Here is a 19,263-nt window from a genome sequence, read left to right as displayed (position 1 = left end):
CATGACCAAGCGCACCGTCATCGTCACCGGCGGCTTCGGCGCCCTGGGCCGCGTCGTGGCCGCCGCCTTCGCGGCCCAGGGCGACCGGGTGGCCCGGGTGGACCACGCCCCCGCCGCCACTGATGCCACGCCCGACGGCGGCCTGGATCTGGGGGGCGTGGACCTGACCGACACCGATGCCGCCGGCCACGTCGTCACCCGCGTGGTCGAGGCCTGGAGCGGCGTGGACGTCCTGGTCAACGTCGCCGGCGGTTTCAAATGGGAAAGGCTGGGAACCGGGCAGGTCGACACCTGGACGCGGCTCTACGCCATGAACGCCGTGACCGCGACCACCATGACCAAGGCGGCCCTGCCCAGCCTGCTGCGACGTGCCGGCGCGCGCATCATCAACATCGGCGCCAAGGGCGCGGTGCACGCCGATGGCGGCATGGGCGCCTATGCCGCCGCCAAATCCGCCGTCCACCGCCTGACGGAAAGTCTGGCGGCCGAGCTGGCGGGCCAGGACATCACCGTGAACGCCGTCCTGCCCAGCATCATCGATACCCCCGCTAACCGCGCGGACATGCCCAATGCCGACCATGGCACCTGGGTCAGCCCCCAGGCGCTGGCCGACGTCATCCTGTTCTTGGCCTCTCCCGCGTCCCGCGCCATCACCGGCGCCCTCATCCCGGTTATGAGGGGTGCCTGAACCGGCGCCCCGGCCGCTGGGGATCAGGGAATTTCAAACAGGGCGGCGGCCCCCATGCCGCCGCCGATGCACATGGTGACCACCACTCGCCGGGCCCGCCGACGGCAGCCTTCGATCAGGGCGTGGCCAGTGAGGCGGGAGCCGGACATCCCGAAGGGGTGGCCGATGGAAATGGCGCCACCGTCGACATTCAGGCGGTCGTTGTCTATGCCCAGCTTGTCCCGGCAATAGATGACCTGGACCGCGAAGGCTTCGTTCATCTCCCACAGATCGATGTCATCCACCGTCAGGCCATGCTTGGCCAGTAGCTTGGGCACGGCCACCGCCGGCCCGATACCCATCTCATCCGGCGCGCAGCCGACGACATCCATCCCCTTGAACAGACCCAGGATGGGTAGGCCGCGGCGGGCGGCTTCATCCGCCTCCATCACCACGCAGACGCTGGCCCCGTCAGACAACTGGCTGGCGTTGCCAGCCGTGATGGTACCGCCCTCATACACAGGCTTCAGATTGGACAGCGCGGCCAGCGTGGTGCCCGGGCGGTTGCCCTCGTCCTGCGTCAAGGTCACCGTTTCCTGGCCCGTCACAGCGCCGCCCTTGTCCACCACATTCTTGACCGTGGTGATGGGCGCGATCTCCGCCTCGAACCGGCCCTCGGCCTGGCCGGCCGCGGTGCGGCGCTGGCTCTCCACCGAAAAGACGTCCTGCGCCTCACGGCCGATGCCATAGCGGTGGGCCACGGTGTCCCCCGTGCGGATCATAGGCCAATAGACCTCGGGCAGATGCTCCGCCAGCCATTCGTCCTGGTTCCGGAACTTGTTGCGGTGGGGATCGACCAGCGACACGGTCTCGACCCCGCCGGCAATGTAGATGCCCCCTTCGCCCGAGCGGATGCGCTGCCCCGCCATGGCGATGGTCTGCAGGCCGGAGGAACACTTGCGATCCAAGGTGACGCCGGCGACGGTGACCGGCAGGCCCGCCCGCAGCGCCGCCTGGCGCGCGATGTTGGAGCCCACCGCCCCCTCCGCCCGCGCCGTTCCCAGCAGGACATCCTCCACCTCGCCAGGCTCCAGCCCCGCTCGCGCTACCGCCGCAGTGATGACATGGGCGGCCATGCTGGCGCCGTGGATGTTGTTGAGGGCGCCGCGATGCGCCTTGCCGATGGGCGTGCGGGCGGTGGCGACGATGGCGGCTTCCTTCATGGGGGCGACCCTTTCAGTCACAAGAACTATCGGACCCTAGGTAAGAGGTGCGTCGCCGAGACACCAAGACGGTGCCGGAATCCATCGCGCTTCCGATTATAAGCCCCCCCTGCCTTGACCTCAGGCGGACAGGGGCGGAAACGGGAACGACACGCCCTACCCAGAGGCCATTCCAGGAAGGAAAGCCCGATGACCATTACCGTCGACCAGCGCGACAGCGTCGCCGTCGTCACGTTGAACCGGCCGGAGACGAAGAACGCCATCACCCAGGAAATGCGCCGCCAGCTGTGGGAGGCGTTCGAGGCCATCGCCCTGGACCCGGCCATCCGGGCCGTCGTGCTGACCGGCGCGGGCGGGGAGTTCTGCTCCGGCATGGATGTGGGCAACATGGGCCAGGGCGGCATCAACGGCTCACTGGAGCGCATGCACACCCTGCACCGCATCGCCCGCGCGATCTACCACCTGAAAAAGCCGACCATCGCCGCCGTTCCGGGCATCTGCGTGGGCGTGGGCTGGGCCTATGCCCTATGCTGCGATATTGTTCTGGTGTCGGAACGGGCCAAGTTCGCCCAAATTTTCCGCAACATCGGCCTAACGCCCGATGGCGGATCGGCCTGGCTGCTGCGCCAGCAGGTGGGCGCCATGCGGGCCAAGGAAATCGCCTATTCCGGCCGCATGATCCGGGCCGACGAAGCCGTGAGCCTGGGCCTGGCCCTGGAGAAGGTGGATGGCGAGCACCTGATGGACCGGGCGCTGGAGCTGGCGAACTCCTTCGCCGCCGGTCCCACGGTGGCGCTGGGCCTGGCCAAGCGCCAGTTCGACTTGGCGGCATCCAGCTCCTTCGACCAGTTCCTGGACATGGAATTCACCATGCAGCCCATCGCCAGTCGCACGGACGACCATCACGAGGGCTTGGCCGCCTTCCGCGAGAAGCGGCCGCCCCAGTTCACGGGGGCCTGAGGTCATGCTGCACCCTGAGGAGGAGTGGCGGGCGCATCTGGCCCAGGGTCGCTTCATGATCCAGCGCAGCCGGTCCACCGGCCGCCATGTCTTTCATCCCCGCGTGGCTGAGCCCGGCACCGGCGCCCAGGATCTGGACTGGGTGGAAGCGTCGGGCCAGGGCTGGGTCCATGCTGTGACAGTGGTTCGCAAGAAGGACCCTGCCGAGTCCTACAATGTAGTGCTGGTCGACTTGGCGGAGGGGCCGCGCCTGATGAGCCGGGTGGTGGACATCGCCGCCGACACCGTTCGTATCGGCATGGCCGTCCGTGCCCGCATCGATATTCTGGGAGACCAGCCGACGCTGGTTTTTGTGCCTGCATGACTCATAAGCACGGCTTCCCCCGCGGTAAGACCGCCATCGTTGGCGCCGCCACCTTCGGCATCGGCCGCTGCCCCGGGGTGGCGGCCGTGGATATGGCCGCCCAAGCATCCTTGATAGCCTTGGCCGACGCTGGCCTGACCTTGGCCGACGTCGACGCCGTCTACACCTCAGCCCCCTATGAGGCGCTGGGCGGCATGGAGCTGGTCGAGTATCTGGGCCTGCAGCCCAAGGTGACGGACTGCAACCGCACCGGCGGTTCCGCCTTCGAGGTCTATGTGCAGCAAGCGGCGCTGGCACTGGACGCCGGGCTGATCGATTGCGCCCTCATCGCCTATGGGTCCAACCCGGCCAGTGTTCCACCCAAGGCCGTGGGCATGACCCGCCCCTCGCCCTGGGAGGCGCCTTACCAGCCGCTGGCCCCCATCTCCTCCTACGCGCTGGCGGCAAGCCGGCACATGCATCTGTACGGCACCACACGGGAACACCTGGCGGAGGTGGCGGTGGCGGCCCGGCGCTGGGCCCAGCTGAACCCGGAGGCCGCGGTCCGCGACCCCCTGTCCATCGACGACGTGCTGGGCGCCCGCATGGTGTCCGACCCCTTGAGCGTACGCGATTGCTGCCTGTTCAACGACGGTGCCGCCGCCATCGTCATGGTGCGCGCCGACCGGGCACGGCATTGTCGGAAGGCGCCGATCGCCGTGCTGGGGGCCGCCCATGCGGTGACCCACCGCGAAATCTCGGGCATGCCGGACCTGACCGTCACCGGCGCCGCGCGGTCGGGCGCGCAGGCTTATGCCCAGGCGAAGGTACGGCCGCGCGACATCGACCTGGTCATGCTCTACGACGCCTTCACCATCACCCCCATCCTGTTCCTGGAAGATCTGGGATTCTGCCCCAAGGGTGAAGGGGGGCGGTTCGTCGCAGATGGTGCCATAGCCCCCGGCGGCCGATTGGCCGTGAACACCAACGGCGGCGGCCTATCCTGTGTCCATCCCGGCATGTACGGCCTGTTCCTGCTGGTGGAAGCCGTCCGCCAGCTGCGGGGCGAAGCGGGGGAACGCCAGATACCAGATGCCCATCTGGCGCTGGCCCACGGCAACGGTGGCGTGCTGTCCAGCCAAGCCACCGTGGTGCTGGGCACCGCAGCCACAGTTTAGTCTACGGTTTCAGCGCGGATAGCGGCCCAGCAGCAGATAGGTGAACGACGCGATCAGAAAGCAGCCGGCCGCCAGCCCCAAAGCGGGGTTGTAGCTGCCGAACCGGTCGTACAGCTGTCCGATCACCATGGCGCCGGCAGCGGAACAGACGCCGGTGGCCAGCACGGTGAGGCCGTAGATGGCCGAGAACGCCTGCATACCGAAATAGCGGGCGATCATGTAGCCGATCAGGTCGATCTCCGCCCCCTGGGCCAGGCCGATCAGGACCACGGCGACGGCCGCCACGCCGGTGCCGGGGGTGGACAGGGCCATCAGCGCCGCGCACCCCGCCACCGGCCCCATGGTGAACAGGAAACCCAGGATGGGGGCCCAGATCCGGTCAACGATGGCCCCAGTGATCAGCGTGCCGAGGAAGGTGGAGACGGCCAGCAGGCTCAACAGGCCGGCGGCCGTGGCCGGAGCGACGCCCTTAGAGACCAGCAGCGGCTGCATCTGCGTCAACAGACCGATGGCCGGCCCATAGGTGAGGCCGGCGGCCAGGCACATCAGCAGGACACGGCGGTTGCGCAGCAGGCTAGGCCACAGGCGCCAGCCTGCTGCGGCGACCTGCTGCCGCTCCTCCGCCGTGCCGCGCCGGTCGGATACCAAGGCCCAGCTTACGGGCCACCCGAGCAACAGAATAACCCCGGCCAGCGTGTAGAAGCCGCCCGCGTAGCCCCAGCGGTGTATGGCGCCGTAGATGGCCATGGGCAGGAGGGCGCCGGCGACAGCCAATCCCAGGCGCGACACCGCGAGCGCCAGGCCACGCGACTGCCGGAACCAGCTGGTGACGGCCCGGGTGTAGGAGAGACCCGTCGTCGCCATACCGGTCAGCACCAGGCAGGACATGGCCGCGTAGTAATGGATGAGCGACGGTGTGAGGTTGGCAAGGGCGGCGTAGAACAGGCCGACGATGCCGATGGCCGGCAGCAACACCCGCCGCACCCCGCGTGCGTCCACAAGCGCCCCGATGAAGGGCGCCAGCAGGGCCGCCACCAGATTGGCGTTGTGCGACAGGGCCTGCTGGCCCCGCGTCCAGCCGAAGGCCTGTTCCAAGGGCTGGACGAACAGGCTGGCGACGAAGGGGAAGGCCGAATAGCCGCAGGCCATGCCGATACCGGAGCCCACCACCACGCGCCAATGATTGCGCCACTCCAGCCTGGCCGTGGCCGACAGATATTCCATGCGTCCCCCTGCTTGTTTTTGTGCCCTCAAACGCCGGACGCGGTCGCGTCCTACGCCGATGCCGCCGACATCAGTCCGGCTGCCCGCGCGCGCGCAGGCGCACCCGGCCGTCGCCGAAGGGCGCGTCACGCTGCTTCAGCGCCTCCTTGAGGCCGCTCTCCGCCATATCCTGGCGGAACCGCCGGCGGCGTGGTCCCTGGGAAAGGTGGGCGCGCGCATCCAGCTCGGCGGCGAAGCGCTGCGCCGTCCGTGCGCCGGCCAGTTCCAGCTGCAGGTTCACCACCCGCTTGTGGGTAGCCAGGATCTCCGCGTCGACGTGGGCGATGCGCCGGGCCAGGGCCAGCGCCTCATCGGCCAGCCGGTCCGGCGGATAGGACTCCAGCGCCAGACCGATGCGGGCGGCGTCCAAGCCCGAGATGGTGTCGCCGGTGAACAGCATCCGTTTGGCCCACTGCGGCCCGCAATGGTAGAGCCACAGGTTGGTGGGCGGCGTGCCGTTGGCCCGCGCCGCCGGAAAGCCGATTTTGGCATCGTCCGCCACGATGACCAGGTCGCAGGAAAAGGCGAGATCCGTGCCGCCGGCCAAGCAGTTGCCCTGGACCTCAGCCACCACCGGCTTGTGCAGGTCCAGCAGGATCAGGGTCAGGTCCTGCTGGCGGGCCAGGTTCCAGATGTCGTCGTCCAGGGTGCCGGCACGGGTCCGGTATTGAGCCGGGTCATAGGCCGGTGCCGCATCCCCGGCCCCGCCGTAGCTGCCCATCAGGTCGTAACCGGCACAAAAGTCACGACCGGCACCGCGCATGAGGATGACGTTGACGTCCGTGCGGTCGTCCGCCTCCAGCAACGCCTGCCGGAATTCCTCCAGCATCTGGGCGCCGAGGGCGTTGCGCTTCTCCGGCCGGTTCAGGGTGATGGTCGCAACCCCGTCCGCCACCTCGAACAACAGGGTATCGGCCGACTTCAGCCATTTGCGCTGGTCGCTCATTGTCTTCCTCCCGCCCGGGACCGCGTCAGCGCGGCAAACCCAGGACCCGTTCCGCCACAATGTTTTTCAGCACTTCGTTAGCGCCGCCGGCGATGGTCCAGGCGTAACTCCACAGGTAAGCCTCATAGGGACCCACAGCCTGGTTGCCGTCGCCGGTCAGCCGTGGTCGCGCCACCTGCACCGCCGGTCCGCCACGGTCCAGCAGGAAAGCGGTGTGCTCGTGCAGCAGTTCCGAGTAGAGAAGCTTCACGTAGGTCGGCAGGGGAGAAGCGCCCATATGGGGATCAGCCGCCACCTCCGCCATCATGTCGCGGATGGTGCGCCGCACCGCCAGCATGCGACCGTAATGGCCCATGAAGGCGCGCCGGTGCGCGGAGTCGGACCACCAGCCGACAGCGCCGGTACCGGCTGCGGACAGCAGTCCTTCCATGGCGAAGCGCAAACGTTCCACCAAGTCCACGATGATCAGCCCCCGCTCCGCCGACAACGTGGCCTGGGCGATGCGCCAACCCTCGCCCTCGGCGCCGATCAGGTTCTCCGCCGGGATTTCCACGTCATCCAGGAACAGCTCGCAGAATTCCGCCCCGCCGTTCATCTGGCGAATGGGACGGCAAGTCACGCCCGGGGCGTCCATATCCATGATGAAGTAGGAGATGCCGGCCTGTTTCTTCGGTGCCTGCGGATCGGTGCGGGCTAGCAACAGGCAATAGCGGGCGTTCGCGGCGTAGGAGGACCAGACCTTCTGTCCGTTTACCACGTAGACGACCCGACCATCCTCCCTGGTCCGCTTCTCCGCCCGTGTGCGCAGGCTGGCCAGGTCGGAGCCGGCACCGGGCTCGGAAAAGCCCTGGCACCAGACCTCGCCCCGATCGCGCACACCGGTGAGATAGCGCTCCTGCTGCACCGGCGTGCCGTAGGCGAACAAGGTGGCCGGCAAATGGAAAAGGGACACGGTGAACATGTCCGGCCGCGGCGCGTCCGCGCGGGCCAACTCCTCATTCAGGATGACGGCGTGCGTCAGCGGCAGGTCCTCGCCGCCCCAGGACTTCGGCCAGTGCGGCGTCGCCAGCCCAACCTTCTTCAATTCATCGAACCAGCGGCGCTGGAAGGCGACGTAGTCCTCCTCCGGCGCGCCCAAGAGGCGGCCCTTCCAATCGGCGGGAACAACGGCTGACAGCCAAGCCCGGACGGCCGCCCGGAACGCCTCTTCGTTCGACACGTGGTCAAGGGGGCGAGGCGCGCCGGCAACCGGTGCCACGGCCGGTGCCGGCGGAACGGTGACCAAGGCGGCCGCCGCCAAATCCATCGCGGAATCGTCCCCGCCGAACAGGGCTCGGTTGAGGCGGGCCCGTTTCAGATAGAGGTGGATGTCCAGTTCCCAGGTGAAGCCGATGCCACCGTGAAGCTGCACGGCATCATCCGCGATGGCGACATAGGCGGCATTGGCGCCGGCGCGGGCCAGCTGGGCCAGGCCCAGGGCCCAGTCACCCTCCTCCGCCGCCAACGCCTCGGCCACCAGGGACCGGGCGACCTCCAGCCGCAGCTTGTGGTCGGCCACCCGGTGCTTCAGCGCCTGGAACCGCCCCAGGGGCTGGTCGAACTGCGTGCGGACCTTCAGATACTCGATCGTCTTCTCCAGCACCGCCTGGGCGCCGCCCAGGCTGTCACAGGCCAGCGCCAGGGCGGCGTGGCGGTCGGCGACGGCCGCCGGCACGGGAAGCAGATCCACCGCCACATCCTGCAAGGCCAGATGCGCCATTCCGCGCGTATGATCCACGGCCGGTACCGGCGTAACCGTAAGCCCCGGCGCATCCCGGGCAACCAGGGCCAGACGTCCGCCCTTCAGGCCAAGCAGGAAGACACCCGCCGACGCGCCGTCCAGGACGTGCGTGACCTGGCCGGTCAGGCGGTCACCGGCCAGCCGCGTGGCCGGGGCGTAGGCGGCGAAAATCTCACCCGAGAGCAAAGCCGGCAGCCAGCGGTCGCGCACCACATGTGGCGCCTGGCCCAGAACGTCGGCGACCAGATAGGTGGACAGCAGCGGAATAGGCGCCACGCATCGCCCCAGTTCCTCATGAAGGACGGCCAGGGCTTCCATGCCCAGGCCCAAGCCGCCGTCGGCCTCGGTGACGCCCAGCCCCGCCCAGCCTAGGGACGCGACCGTGGCCGCCAACGCCCTGTCATGAAAACAATCCGCCGTCACCCGGCCTCCAGCCATCGCGCCAGCCAGCCGGTCGACATGGGCGTGGACGCGGACGCTGTCGGCCTCCTGGACCAAGACGTCGCGGATGCTGGCGCGCAACTCCGCCAAGTCGATGCTGTCGCTCATGCCAAAGCCCACCCCATGTCGATGAAGCGCCGACGCTGCTCGCCGGCATTGCCCAGCCAGGCGGACAAGGTCAGAGCCCGTTTGACGTACAGGCCCAGGTCATGTTCGTCCGTGAAGCCGATGGCGCCGTGCAGTTGAATGGAGTCTCGCGCCACCCGGCAGGCGGTGTCGCTGCATCGGCCCTTGGCCCGCACCGCCGCCAGCGGCAGGGTGGCCGGGTCGCCGCCGGTGGCCAGACCGAACTGCAGCGCCGCCGCCGCGCGTTCCTTGTCGATGTAGAGATCGACGGCCTTGTGCTGCAGCGCCTGGAAGGAACCAATCAACTGGCCGTACTGCTTGCGCACGCCCATGTAAACCAGGGTCATGGCCAGCATATGCTCCGACAGTCCCAGCAAGCCGGCGGCCACGACGATGCGGGTTTCATCCAGGGCGCGTGCCACGGCCGTCTCCGCCGCCGCGGGCGTGGCCAACACCTCACCATTCCCAACGACCACCTCGGCCAGCGCGACCTGCCCCAAGGGCGTGTCGTCCGCGCGCCAGAGATGAGCCTTCGTCACACCGGGGCTGTTCGCCGGCACGGCGAACAGGCGCACCCCATCCGGTGCCTGGGCGGGCACCAGCAGATGGGTGGCGGAAACCCCACCCACGACGGAGCCGGCCTGACCGGAAAGGCGCCAGCCCCCGTCGGCGGGAACGGCGGTCACGGCCGGCAAGGCGCCATTGAAATCCAGGGCCAGGGCCGCCAGGCATTCCCCGGCCGGTACCTGGGCCAGCAGTGCCGCCCGGGCCGGGCCGTCGCCATGAACCAGCACCCGGGCGCCAAGGACCGCGTAGGGCAGCAGCGGCTCCCCCATAAGGCCCTTTTCCAATTCCCGCACCACGGCCGCCATCTCAGGCAAGCCCAGCCCGATGCCGCCATCCTCCTCCGGCACCAGGATGCCCAGCCAGCCGAGATCCGTCAGCAGTCCGAGAGAGGACGGGTCGTAGCCGGGCAGCTGGCTACGCCGGGATCGCGCGCCGGTGGGCCCCGGCCCGTCGGCGACCACCCGCTGCGCGCTGGCCGCCAGTTCCGCAACAATGTCGTTTTCCGTCGCCATGGTTGGTCTCACGCCGGCAGGCCAAGCACGCGCTTGGCCAGGATGTTGCGGTGGATCTGCACGGTGCCGCCATAAATCATGGGCGCCCGCGCCGTCAGGTAGTCGCGCAGCAGGTCGGCCTTCCCAAGCACAAGGGGCCCATCGGCGAAGGGCGCCTCCCCCGCCAGGCCACCCTGTTCACCCGCGATCTCCAGAGTCAGCTCGGTGATGCGGGCATAGGTCTCGGTGGCCACGATCTTCAGGGTCGACACCTCGAAGCCGAAGCTGTGTCCCGCGCGGATTTCCTGGGCCAGGCGCTCGTACATCTCGCTATTGTCCGCCAGGTCGAGCTGCAGCTGGGCGATGCGATCAACAATGGCCGGGTCACGGTCCCGTCCCGCCAGCCGCGCCACGCGAACCATCCGATCCATGGCCTGACGGCCCATATGCGGGGAGCCGGCCCAGACCCGCTCGAACCCCAGCAGAGATTGCGCGACCCGCCAGCCGTTGTTGAGGCCACCCACCAGATTGGCCACCGGCGCGCGCACGTTGTCGAGGAAAACCTCGGCGAATTCGGCATCGCCATTGACGGTGACAATGGGCTTCACCGTCACGCCCGGCTGGTTCATGTCCACCAGGATGAAGCTGATGCCGGCCTGCTTCTTCACCGTCTTGTCGGTACGGGCCAGGACGAAGATGTGGTTGGCGTCGACGGCACCGGAGGTCCAGATCTTATGGCCGTTGATGACGAAGGTGTCGCCTTCGATACGCGCTTCGGTGCGCAGGCCGGCCAGGTCTGATCCGGCGCCGGGTTCGGAGAAGCCCTGGCACCACAAATCCTCGCCCGACAGGATGCGCGGCAGGTAGTGGGCGATCTGGTCCGGCGTCCCGTGCGCCAGCAACACCGGCCCCACGTTCAGCACACCTTGCTCCATCACCCGCGAGATGCCGGCACGCGCCCACTCCTCCAGATAGATCAGGTGCTTGGCCGGCTTCAGCGCCATGCCGCCGTGCTCCACGGGCCATCCCGGCGCCAGCCAGCCGTGTGCCGCCATGGCGTGGTACCAGTCCTTGGACTGCGCCCAGCGCACATGCTCCTCCCCCCGCCGCAAATGGGCCGGGCAGTGCGCTTCGATGAAGTCCCGGGCGGCAAGGCGGAACGCCTCGTCGGACAGCGCATTCCAATCACGCATCGTCTTCCTCATGAAACAGGGCTGGGCAAAGCGGGCCAGGGCGCCTAGACGCCCATCAGATCCAGCACTTCCTTCCGGCTTCTTTCGTCGTCGCGGAAAACGCCCATCATGCGGCTGGTCTTCATGGCGACGTTGGGGGTGTTCACACCGCGCGAGGTCATGCAGCCGTGCGTCGCCTCGATCACCACCGCCACCCCCTGGGGCTTCAGGTGTCTCCAGATGCAGTCCGCCACCTCGGCCGTCAGGCGCTCCTGAACCTGTAGGCGGCGGGCGTAGGCGTGCAGCACACGCGCCAGTTTGGAGATACCGACCACGTGGTTGCGCGGCAGATAGGCGATGTGCGCCTTACCCACGATGGGCGCCATGTGGTGCTCGCAGTGCGACTGGAAGGGGATGTCCTTCAGCAGCACGATCTCGTCATAGCCGCCGACCTCATAGAACACGCGCTCCAGATGGCGGGCGGGGTCCTCGGCGTAGCCCCGGCAATATTCCCGCCATGCCCGCGCCACGCGCCTTGGCGTGTCCTCAAGGCCTTCACGGCTGGGATCATCGCCGGCCCATTCGATGATGGTGCGTATCGCCTGCTGGACGGGTTCCGGCACGTCGGCCGGGTTGGTGTGGAGCGGCATCATGGGTGTCGTTATCCTGTCCGGCACGGAAAGTGCCGGCTCTCATGTCCCTATGATCCTAGAAAGCGCCACCTGGTCCGGACCAGCGGCGGTGCGGAAAGCAGGCGCCTTATCGCCTATCCGATCATGCCCCCGTCACGCGCGCCGGCCGCCGCAGACCTCCGTATCGGTGCCGGTGATCATGGCGGCATCGTCGCTGCATAGGAAAAGCACCGTGGCCGCGATCTCCACCGGCTGGACGGCCCGGGCGATGGACTGGCCGCCGCCCGCGATCTCCGCCTGCTGTTCCGCGTCGAACATCCGGGCGATGACCGGCGTCGCCACCAGGCCGGGCGACACGCTGTTGATCCGGACGCCGCGCGCCGCGTACAGGGCCGACGCGTAGGCGGTCAGATGGATCACGCCCGCCTTGGCGGCGCCGTAGGCCGGCGGGGCTGCTGGCGTGACCATCTTGCCCGACATGGACGCGGTGTTGACGATGGCGCCCCCGCCATGGGCCAGCATCACGGGCAGTTCATGCTTCAGACCCAGCCAAGTGGCGGTCAATGTCGTGGCCAAGGTCCAGTCCCAGTCCTCGCGCGTGGTGGTCTCGACCGTGCCAGGTCGCGAGAGACCCACGTTGTTGACCGCATGCGCCAGGGGGCCGAACGCTCCGACCGCCCCGGCGACCAGCGCCGCCACGTCGCCTTCGATGGTGCAATCGGCGGCGATGAATTGCGCCGTACCGCCGGCGGCCTGGATCTCATCCACCACCGCGGCCCCGCCCGGGGCATCCAGGTCGCCGATGGTCACGCGGGCCCCTTCGGACGCGAAGGCCAGGGCCGCGGCCCGGCCGATTCCGGACGCGCCACCGGTGACCAGCACCGAGCGCCCGGCGAAGCGTTGCTTCACCATATGGGTTCCTCCGTCAACGCCGCGACGGCGGCGGGGTCGCTGCCTGCCCAGAAGTCACGCCAGCGCGGGAAGTCGCCCGGCAGCCGGGGCGGATGATCGTGGGTCGGCCAATCGCGGAAGGGTGCCGCCGGGCGGGTGACCCAATCGGCGCTGTACCAGTGCCTTTCCCGCCGCCGGCTGAAGAACCAGCGTCCGTCCCGGCGGACATAGTCGTCGAAGTAGACGATGGCCATGACGACCCAGCGACCGGCGTCCTCATGCTCCGCCCGGCAGTAGACGGCGCCGCTTGCCTGGTCGGCGTCCGTCAGATCCACTTGGTGGCCGCAGATCTGGTGGATGGATCGGTAGAAGGTGCGCAATTGCGGCTCGATGATGCTCCGCAGCGCGGCACGTCCCTTGCCATGGCGGCCGCAGTCCACATCGTCCACGAACAATTCCACCCAGGCGTCCAGATCCCGACCATCCACCGCCAAGGCGTAGCGCACGGGCAGTTGCTGGATGGCGGCCAGGGATTCCAATCGATCAAGTCGCCGCAGGAGATCGTCCATGGCCATTCTCAGGTCAGCCGATGCAGATTGGCGGGATCGAAGGGCTTGAAAGGCACACCAGCCTGGGCCTTGAGCAGCCACTCGGGATCGTTGAGCAGCGCGCGTCCCACCCCCACCAGATCGAATTCCCCGCGCCCGAAGCGCTCGACCAGAAGGGGCAGGTTGTTGTCCACCGCCTGGCTGTCGTCGATATGCCGGGCCAGGCCACGGCTCTTGCCGAAGCCCACGCCTCCCACCGTCATGGCCAGGCGCCCCGTCAATTTGCGGCACCAGCCGGCCAGGTTCAGGGTGGAACCCGCGAACAGCGGGCTGTCGAAGAAGCGCTGGCTGCCGTCAAAGACATCCACACCGGCCTCCGCCAGGGGCGCCAGCAGGGCACCCAATTCATCGGCCGTATCGGCGATGCGGGCCGTGTAGTCCTGCATCTTGAACTGTGAGAGACGCAGCGCGATGGGCACTTCCTCCCCAACCGCCTTGCGGACGGCGCTGATGACGGCGGCGCCGAACGCCGCCCGCCCCCGTGCGTCCCCGCCCCAGCGATCTTCCCGCCGGTTGGTATGGCGCCAGAGGAAGCTGTCGATCAGGTAACCGTGGGCACCATGGATGGCGATGCCGTCGAAGCCCAGCGCCCGCGCCCGCCCCGCGGACCGGGCATAGGCGTCGATGACGTCCTGGATGTCGTCCTCGGTCATGGGCGATGTGGCGGGCAGCGCCCGGAACCGCGCCTCATGGGGAAGGGAGATGATGCCGTCGGCCGGCCCCCAGATGCCGGATGGCCGCAGGCCGGCGCTCGTGTCACCGGCATATTCCACGTTCCACATCGGCCCCTGATGCCAGAGCTGGGCCCAGATGACCCCGTCGGCGGCGTGCACCTCGTCCACCACCATCCGCCAGCCGGCCAGGGCCGCGTCGCCGTGGAGACGGGGAACGCCCGGATGATCCACCGCCCGCGGATGGTCGATGCCCACCCCCTCGGTGATGATCAGGCCGACGCCCGCTTCCGCCCGGCGACGATAGTAGGCGGCAACATCCGCGCCCGGCACCCCGCCGGGGCAGTGATAACGCGACATGGGCGCCATCACCACGCGGTTGGCCAGGCGGTTCCCCCGGATGGTGAGGGGCTGGAACAGCGCGTCCATGGCGTCAGCGCCCGACGAAGACAGGCGCGCGCTTCTCGAAGAAGGCCTTGCGTTTTTCCGCCGTGTCCTCGGTCGACTGGCTGATGAAGATGGCGCGGTTCTCCAGCTCTATCGCCGCCTGCAGGCTGCCAGCGTCGGCGTTCAGCCACAGGGTCTGCTTGGTCAGCGCGATGCCGATGGGGCTGTTGGCCTGGATGGCGGCGGCCAGCGCCAGCGCCTCGTCCGCCAGCCGGTCATCCTCGACCATCCGCAGCACCAGGCCGATGGCGGCCGCCTCCTCCGCCGGGACCGGCCGGCCGGTCAGCAGCAGTTCCGCCGCCCGCTGCGCCCCGATGGCCCGGGGCAACAGGTAGCTCAGCCCCAGCTCATGCCCCGTCCCAGCATTGTGGAAGGCGTTGACGAAGCGGGCGGAGCGGGCGGCAATGGCGATGTCCGCCGCCAGCGCCAGCGAATAGCCGGCACCGGCCGTGACGCCGTTCACCGCCGCGATGACGGGCTGCGGCAAGGATCGCATCAACAGGGGAATGTTGCCTAGCTTGGCCAGGATGGCGCGGCTGGCCTGCGCCTTGCCTTGCCCCTCGGCCACCCAGCTCGGACTGCCGCCGCTGCGCAAATCGTGGCCGGCGCAGAACGCGCGGCCGGCGCCAGTCAGGATGACGACCTGAATCGTGGGGTCGAAACGCACCGCCTCGAGCTGGCTGATCAGCGCCTCATAGGTGCTGTAGGCCAGGGCGTTCAGCGCATCGGGACGGTTGAGCGTGAGGCGGCAGACGCCCGGCGCCGGCATGTCCCGAAGTATGTCATCCATGCTCCGCAGTCCTCCCCTTGCCGCCCTTCGACCGGGCGGTGCAGCGGATCTACTGCGCCGATGGCCCGCCGGCGAGCCTGGGCGGCTTGAAAGCCCCTCACATCATGGGGGTGATGGGTGCCGCCGGAAACGGCCGCCGCCTTGCCAATCATGGCGGGACGGTATGGAACGGCAGGAAGGCAGGCGCACCCGCGCCGGTTTCGGAAAGAGGGAAATAACGCATGGCCATTCTGCCGTTGAGCAATGTCCGGGTCCTGGACCTTTCGCGGGTGTTGGCGGGGCCCCTGGCCGGGCAGATGCTGGCCGACCTGGGCGCCGACGTGATCAAGGTGGAACGGCCGGGCACGGGCGACGACTCGCGCGTCTTCGGTGCCCCCTACCTCACCGGGCCGGATGGCCACCCGACGCGGGAGAACGCCTTTTACCTGTCGGCAAACCGCAACAAGAAATCAGTCACGGTCAACATCGCCTGCGCCCAGGGCCAGGACATCATCCGGCGATTGGCGGCCAAGGCCGACGTGGTGCTGGAGAACTACAAGGTCGGCGACCTGAAGCGCTATGGACTGGATTACGACGCCATCCGGGCCCTGAACCCGGGTGTCATCTATTGCTCGGTCACCGGGTACGGCCAGTCGGGCCCCTATGCCAAGAAGCCGGGCTACGACGCGGTCTTCCAGGGACAGAGCGGCCTGATGAGCGTGACCGGCCTGCCGGACCACAAGCCGGGCGGCGGCCCCATGAAGGTCGGGCCCAGCATCGCCGACGTCATCACCGGCCTGAACGTGTCGAACGCCATTTTGGCGGCGCTGTATAGCCGCGACGCCAACGGCGGAACGGGTCAGTTCATCGATGTCGCCCTGCTGGATTGTATGGTGGCGGCACTATCGCATTACGCCCAGATCTATCTGACATCAGGCGAGGTTCCCGTGCGTCGGGGTACCCAGGGCAACGGCGGCATGCCATCCACCCTGTTCCCCTGCAGCGACGGCGCCATCATGCTGACCGCTGGCAATGATGTTCAATATGGCCGCCTGTGCGATGCGGTGGAGCGGCCGGACCTGGCCGCCCATCCTCTGTTCCACACCAACATCCTGCGGGTGGAGAACCGCGACGCCCTGACGGCGGAGTTCGACGCCATCTTCCGCCGGAACACCGTGGCCCACTGGCTGGAGCGGCTGGAGGCCTTCGGCATCCCCAGCGGCCCCATCAACACCCTGGACCAGGTCTTCGCCGACCCGCAGATGCGCCACCGCGGCATGGCCGTGGCAGCCCCCCACCCCCTGGCGCCGGACCTGCAGGTCCTGCGCAATCCCCTGCATTTCTCCGCCACCCCTATCACCCGCTACGACGCCCCGCCCATGCTGGGGCAGCACACTGACGCCGTGCTGGCGGACGAACTGGGCTTCGACGCCGACACGCTGGCGCGGCTGCGGGCCGAAGGGGTCATCTGACCCCTTCTCGCCGGAACCTCAGGCTGAATCCTCACGGATCATGTCGGCTGCCTTTTCCGCGATGACCACGGTCGGCGCGTGGGTATTCGCCGAGACCAGGCTGGGCATGACGGAAGCATCCACCACCCTGAGACCTGAGACACCGCGCACACGCAGCCGCGGATCGACCACACCGCGGTCATCGCCCCCCATAGCGCACGTACCGACCGGATGATAGGCGGTCGTCCCTGTCTTACGGGCAAAGGCCAGCAGTGCTTCGTCTTCCTGCCGCTCGGCTCCCGGAACCAGTTCATGGTCCAGATAGGGTGCCAGTGCCTGCTGGTTCAGTACCCGGCGGCACCACTTAAGGCCCGCAACCATGACACGCCGGTCCATTTCGTCCGACAAATAATTGGGCACGATGGCAGGCGCGTCATTGGGATCGGAACTGCGAGCATGCACACTGCCGCGGGATCGGGGCCGCATGACATAGCTGGCAATCGTCAAGCCCGGCTCGTGCTCCATGGTGATCCGGCCCGTCTTCAGCGTGGCCGCCGAATCCACGGTGCCGGGACTGGCAAAGAACTGCAAATCAGGCAGATCCAGTACCGGGTCGGACTTCAGAAACGCCGTGAGGTTGGAGCCCCCAAGTGCAAGCAGCCCCGAACGGCTGACAACATAGCGCAACATCTGCCCCAGCAGGCCGGTTCCACGCGACAAGGCGTTGAAACTGGGCGCGCCCGTCCGCAGGCGCGCCTTGACGGAGCAAGAGTAGTGGTCGGCCAGGTTCTCACCCACGCCCGGGCTGTCGACGACCGGCGCGATGCCCAGCTCCCGCAGCCGCTGGGCCTGGCCGATCCCCGACAGTTCCAACAGCTGCGGCGACGCGATGGCGCCGCCGGACAGCAGCACCTCCCGCCCGGCCGTGGCCGTCACCAACCGGTCGCCCTGGCGATATTCGACGCCCACCACGCGCCGGCCGTCGAACAGCAGCCGGGTCGCCTGGGCACGTGTCTCGACCCAAAGATTGGACCGGCGCAGCGCCGGGTGCAGGTAGCAGACGGCGGTGGACCGCCGGCGGCCCCCGCTGATGTTCAGGCGCGCCCGCATGACCCCTTCGCGCGAGGCGCCGTTCAGATCGGGGCTGAGCGGCGCCCCCGCTTCCTGGAAAGCCCGCAGCATCGCCTCCAGCATAGGATGATCGATGGGCGGGTCGCCCACATCAAGGGGCCCACCCTTGCCCGCGCCAATGTCGTCCTCCCGCCCCGCCTGGTTTTCCACCCGGCGGAACAGTGGCTCCAGGTCGGACCAGGCCCAGCCGACGCAGCCCAGCTGCCGCCAGCCGTCGTAATCCTCCGGCAGGCCCCGCATGTACAGCATGCCGTTGATGGAGGACGAGCCGCCCAGGACCTTGCCCCGGGGGACGGCATATTGGCGACCACCCGTGCTGGGATCCGGCTCGCTTCTGTAATTCCAGTTGACCCTGGAATCCGACAGCAGCCGGGTGAACCCCGCCGGCAGGTGAATGTTGACGGTGCTCAGGAAATGCGCCGGATTGCGCCAGGGACGGTCGTCGCCGCCCGCCTCCAGCAGCAGCACCCGGGTGCGGCCATCCGCGGACAGCCGGTTGGCCAGGACACAGCCCGCTGAGCCCGCGCCAATGACGATGTAGTCCGCCTCCACCGGCGCCATGATTCCTCCCATCGCGAATTTTTATGATTGAGGCTCAAGCCCTGCATAAGGCGGGCATGCCTTTGGTGCTGATGCGGTACAGCAGGCGTCGCTCGCCCTCGGCATCCGAGTAGGCGACGGGTGTCGCGCTGTGGACCGTGCTGTAGTTGTCCCAAAGCACAATGTCGCCCGGCAGCACCTTGTAGCTGATGCGGAACTGCCGCTGGGTGATGTGGGCGCGCAGGAAGTGGATCAAGGCCATAGCCGCCTCCTGGTCCATGCCCTCGATACCGCAGGCTGTGCCCGAGGTGAACAGGGCGCGCCGCCCGGTCACGGGGTGTCGTATGACCAAGGGATGCCGCTGCCGGGGCATGTCCCGCTTGGGCCGGTTGGGATCGGGCGGGGTCTCCCCTTCGATCCAGGGGGCCGCCCCCAACTCGTGGATGGCGACCAGCCCTTCCAGCGTCATCCGGCGGCCGGCGGGCAGCGCCTCGAACGCGGCGGCGGTGCTGGCGAACAGCGTCTCACCACCCTCGCGCGGAGCTTCCTTGCCGTACAGCATGGTGACCGCCGCCGGTTCCGCCTCATAACTTCCGTCGGAATGCCAATGGACAGCGCCGTCGCGCAGGGCGGGTGGGGTCGCCGGATCGTTGTTGATCCGGATCATTTCCGGATGGTCCTGGCGGCGGTGTTCCTTGATGAAGAACTCCAGCGGCCGGCCCCACTGGCGGCCGAAACGGACATAGTCGGCGTCCGACAGGTTCTGGCCCTTGATGACCAGGACGCCGCGCTGGTGCAACAGGTCGATCAGGGCCCGCATGGTCCGCGCATCGTCGGTGCAACGGCCCAGATCCAGGCCGGTGATGACGCTGCCCAAGGCGGGGCTGAGGGGCGTCGCGGCAAGCGCGGGCGCGGCGGCGGAGACCAGGGACACGGGCTGACAAAGCTCCCAGGCGGGTGGATGTG

Annotated in this window: 18 protein-coding genes; 5 read left to right on the top strand and 13 right to left on the bottom strand. The window is 68.3% G+C overall.

Annotation, left to right across the window (positions count from 1 at the left end):
- The first annotated feature begins 1 nt into the window (after window position 1).
- Entirely contained in the window at window positions 2-688 is a 687-nt protein-coding gene (locus Y958_RS14770) for an SDR family oxidoreductase (RefSeq protein ID WP_088872834.1), read from the top strand.
- A gap of 23 nt (window positions 689-711) precedes the next feature.
- Here Y958_RS14770 and Y958_RS14765 read toward each other — a convergent pair whose 3' ends face one another.
- Window positions 712-1,890, bottom strand: coding sequence for an acetyl-CoA C-acyltransferase (locus tag Y958_RS14765; protein ID WP_088872833.1), 1,179 nt, complete (start codon window positions 1,888-1,890; stop codon window positions 712-714).
- A gap of 189 nt (window positions 1,891-2,079) precedes the next feature.
- Here Y958_RS14765 and Y958_RS14760 point away from each other — a divergent pair, with 189 nt between their 5' ends.
- Genes Y958_RS14760 through Y958_RS14750 form a run of 3 tightly spaced genes read left to right on the top strand, consistent with a single transcriptional unit; the run spans window position 2,080 to window position 4,371 of the window.
- Complete coding sequence (locus Y958_RS14760) at window positions 2,080-2,850, top strand: enoyl-CoA hydratase/isomerase family protein (RefSeq protein ID WP_088872832.1); 771 nt, start codon at window positions 2,080-2,082, stop codon at window positions 2,848-2,850.
- Window positions 2,851-2,854: 4 nt separating this feature from the next.
- Window positions 2,855-3,214 (top strand): Zn-ribbon domain-containing OB-fold protein, encoded by a 360-nt coding sequence (locus Y958_RS14755; RefSeq protein WP_044564021.1) that lies wholly within the window; start codon window positions 2,855-2,857, stop codon window positions 3,212-3,214.
- Complete coding sequence (locus tag Y958_RS14750; RefSeq protein WP_088872831.1) at window positions 3,211-4,371, top strand: thiolase; 1,161 nt, start codon at window positions 3,211-3,213, stop codon at window positions 4,369-4,371. Before Y958_RS14755 ends, Y958_RS14750 begins: the two co-directional genes overlap by 4 nt.
- Window positions 4,372-4,380: 9 nt before the next feature.
- On the opposite strand, the gene Y958_RS14745 is transcribed toward Y958_RS14750, so the two are convergent.
- The 10 genes from Y958_RS14745 to Y958_RS14700 all read right to left on the bottom strand — a co-directional run bounded on the left by Y958_RS14745 (window position 4,381) and on the right by Y958_RS14700 (window position 15,196).
- Window positions 4,381-5,595 carry an MFS transporter gene (locus tag Y958_RS14745; RefSeq protein ID WP_088872830.1) on the bottom strand — a complete coding sequence of 405 codons (1,215 nt, stop codon included), beginning with the start codon at window positions 5,593-5,595 and terminating at the stop codon, window positions 4,381-4,383.
- Window positions 5,596-5,665: 70 nt separating this feature from the next.
- The gene (locus Y958_RS14740) at window positions 5,666-6,580 is read right to left on the bottom strand and encodes a crotonase/enoyl-CoA hydratase family protein (RefSeq protein ID WP_044564019.1); all 915 of its coding nucleotides are present in this window, start codon (window positions 6,578-6,580) and stop codon (window positions 5,666-5,668) included.
- A gap of 25 nt (window positions 6,581-6,605) precedes the next feature.
- The gene (locus Y958_RS14735) at window positions 6,606-8,909 is read right to left on the bottom strand and encodes an acyl-CoA dehydrogenase family protein (RefSeq protein WP_088872829.1); all 2,304 of its coding nucleotides are present in this window, start codon (window positions 8,907-8,909) and stop codon (window positions 6,606-6,608) included.
- Window positions 8,906-10,006 carry an acyl-CoA dehydrogenase family protein gene (locus tag Y958_RS14730; protein WP_088872828.1) on the bottom strand — a complete coding sequence of 367 codons (1,101 nt, stop codon included), beginning with the start codon at window positions 10,004-10,006 and terminating at the stop codon, window positions 8,906-8,908. The genes Y958_RS14735 and Y958_RS14730 overlap by 4 nt, the downstream gene beginning before the upstream one ends.
- Before the next feature lie 8 nt (window positions 10,007-10,014).
- A complete protein-coding gene (locus tag Y958_RS14725) occupies window positions 10,015-11,178 on the bottom strand; it encodes an acyl-CoA dehydrogenase family protein (protein WP_088872827.1) in 1,164 nt (387 codons plus the stop codon).
- 44 nt (window positions 11,179-11,222) lie between these two features.
- On the bottom strand, window positions 11,223-11,810 hold the full coding sequence (gene folE, locus Y958_RS14720) for a GTP cyclohydrolase I FolE (RefSeq protein ID WP_088872826.1): 588 nt from the start codon (window positions 11,808-11,810) through the stop codon (window positions 11,223-11,225).
- 132 nt (window positions 11,811-11,942) lie between these two features.
- On the bottom strand, window positions 11,943-12,701 hold the full coding sequence (locus Y958_RS14715) for an SDR family NAD(P)-dependent oxidoreductase (RefSeq protein WP_088872825.1): 759 nt from the start codon (window positions 12,699-12,701) through the stop codon (window positions 11,943-11,945).
- A complete protein-coding gene (locus Y958_RS14710; protein WP_244909524.1) occupies window positions 12,695-13,249 on the bottom strand; it encodes a nuclear transport factor 2 family protein in 555 nt (184 codons plus the stop codon). The genes Y958_RS14715 and Y958_RS14710 overlap by 7 nt, the downstream gene beginning before the upstream one ends.
- An 8-nt stretch (window positions 13,250-13,257) precedes the next feature.
- Entirely contained in the window at window positions 13,258-14,388 is a 1,131-nt protein-coding gene (locus tag Y958_RS14705; RefSeq protein ID WP_088872823.1) for an NADH:flavin oxidoreductase, read from the bottom strand.
- A 4-nt stretch (window positions 14,389-14,392) separates the two neighbouring features.
- Window positions 14,393-15,196 carry an enoyl-CoA hydratase-related protein gene (locus Y958_RS14700; protein ID WP_088872822.1) on the bottom strand — a complete coding sequence of 268 codons (804 nt, stop codon included), beginning with the start codon at window positions 15,194-15,196 and terminating at the stop codon, window positions 14,393-14,395.
- A gap of 221 nt (window positions 15,197-15,417) precedes the next feature.
- Between Y958_RS14700 and Y958_RS14695 the strand changes: the two genes are divergently transcribed.
- Window positions 15,418-16,647 carry a CaiB/BaiF CoA transferase family protein gene (locus tag Y958_RS14695; RefSeq protein WP_088872821.1) on the top strand — a complete coding sequence of 410 codons (1,230 nt, stop codon included), beginning with the start codon at window positions 15,418-15,420 and terminating at the stop codon, window positions 16,645-16,647.
- Between the two features lie 18 nt (window positions 16,648-16,665).
- Here Y958_RS14695 and Y958_RS14690 read toward each other — a convergent pair whose 3' ends face one another.
- Together Y958_RS14690 and Y958_RS14685 are read right to left on the bottom strand one after the other, a co-directional pair.
- Entirely contained in the window at window positions 16,666-18,318 is a 1,653-nt protein-coding gene (locus tag Y958_RS14690) for a GMC family oxidoreductase (RefSeq protein WP_211098659.1), read from the bottom strand.
- Between the two features lie 34 nt (window positions 18,319-18,352).
- A complete protein-coding gene (locus Y958_RS14685; protein WP_211098658.1) occupies window positions 18,353-19,231 on the bottom strand; it encodes a TauD/TfdA dioxygenase family protein in 879 nt (292 codons plus the stop codon).
- Window positions 19,232-19,263: the final 32 nt, after the last annotated feature.

The organism is Nitrospirillum viridazoti CBAmc, from assembly GCF_000730165.1.
In the GTDB taxonomy this organism is placed as follows: domain Bacteria; phylum Pseudomonadota; class Alphaproteobacteria; order Azospirillales; family Azospirillaceae; genus Nitrospirillum; species Nitrospirillum viridazoti.
This window is presented reverse-complemented; position numbering and strand designations above follow the sequence as displayed.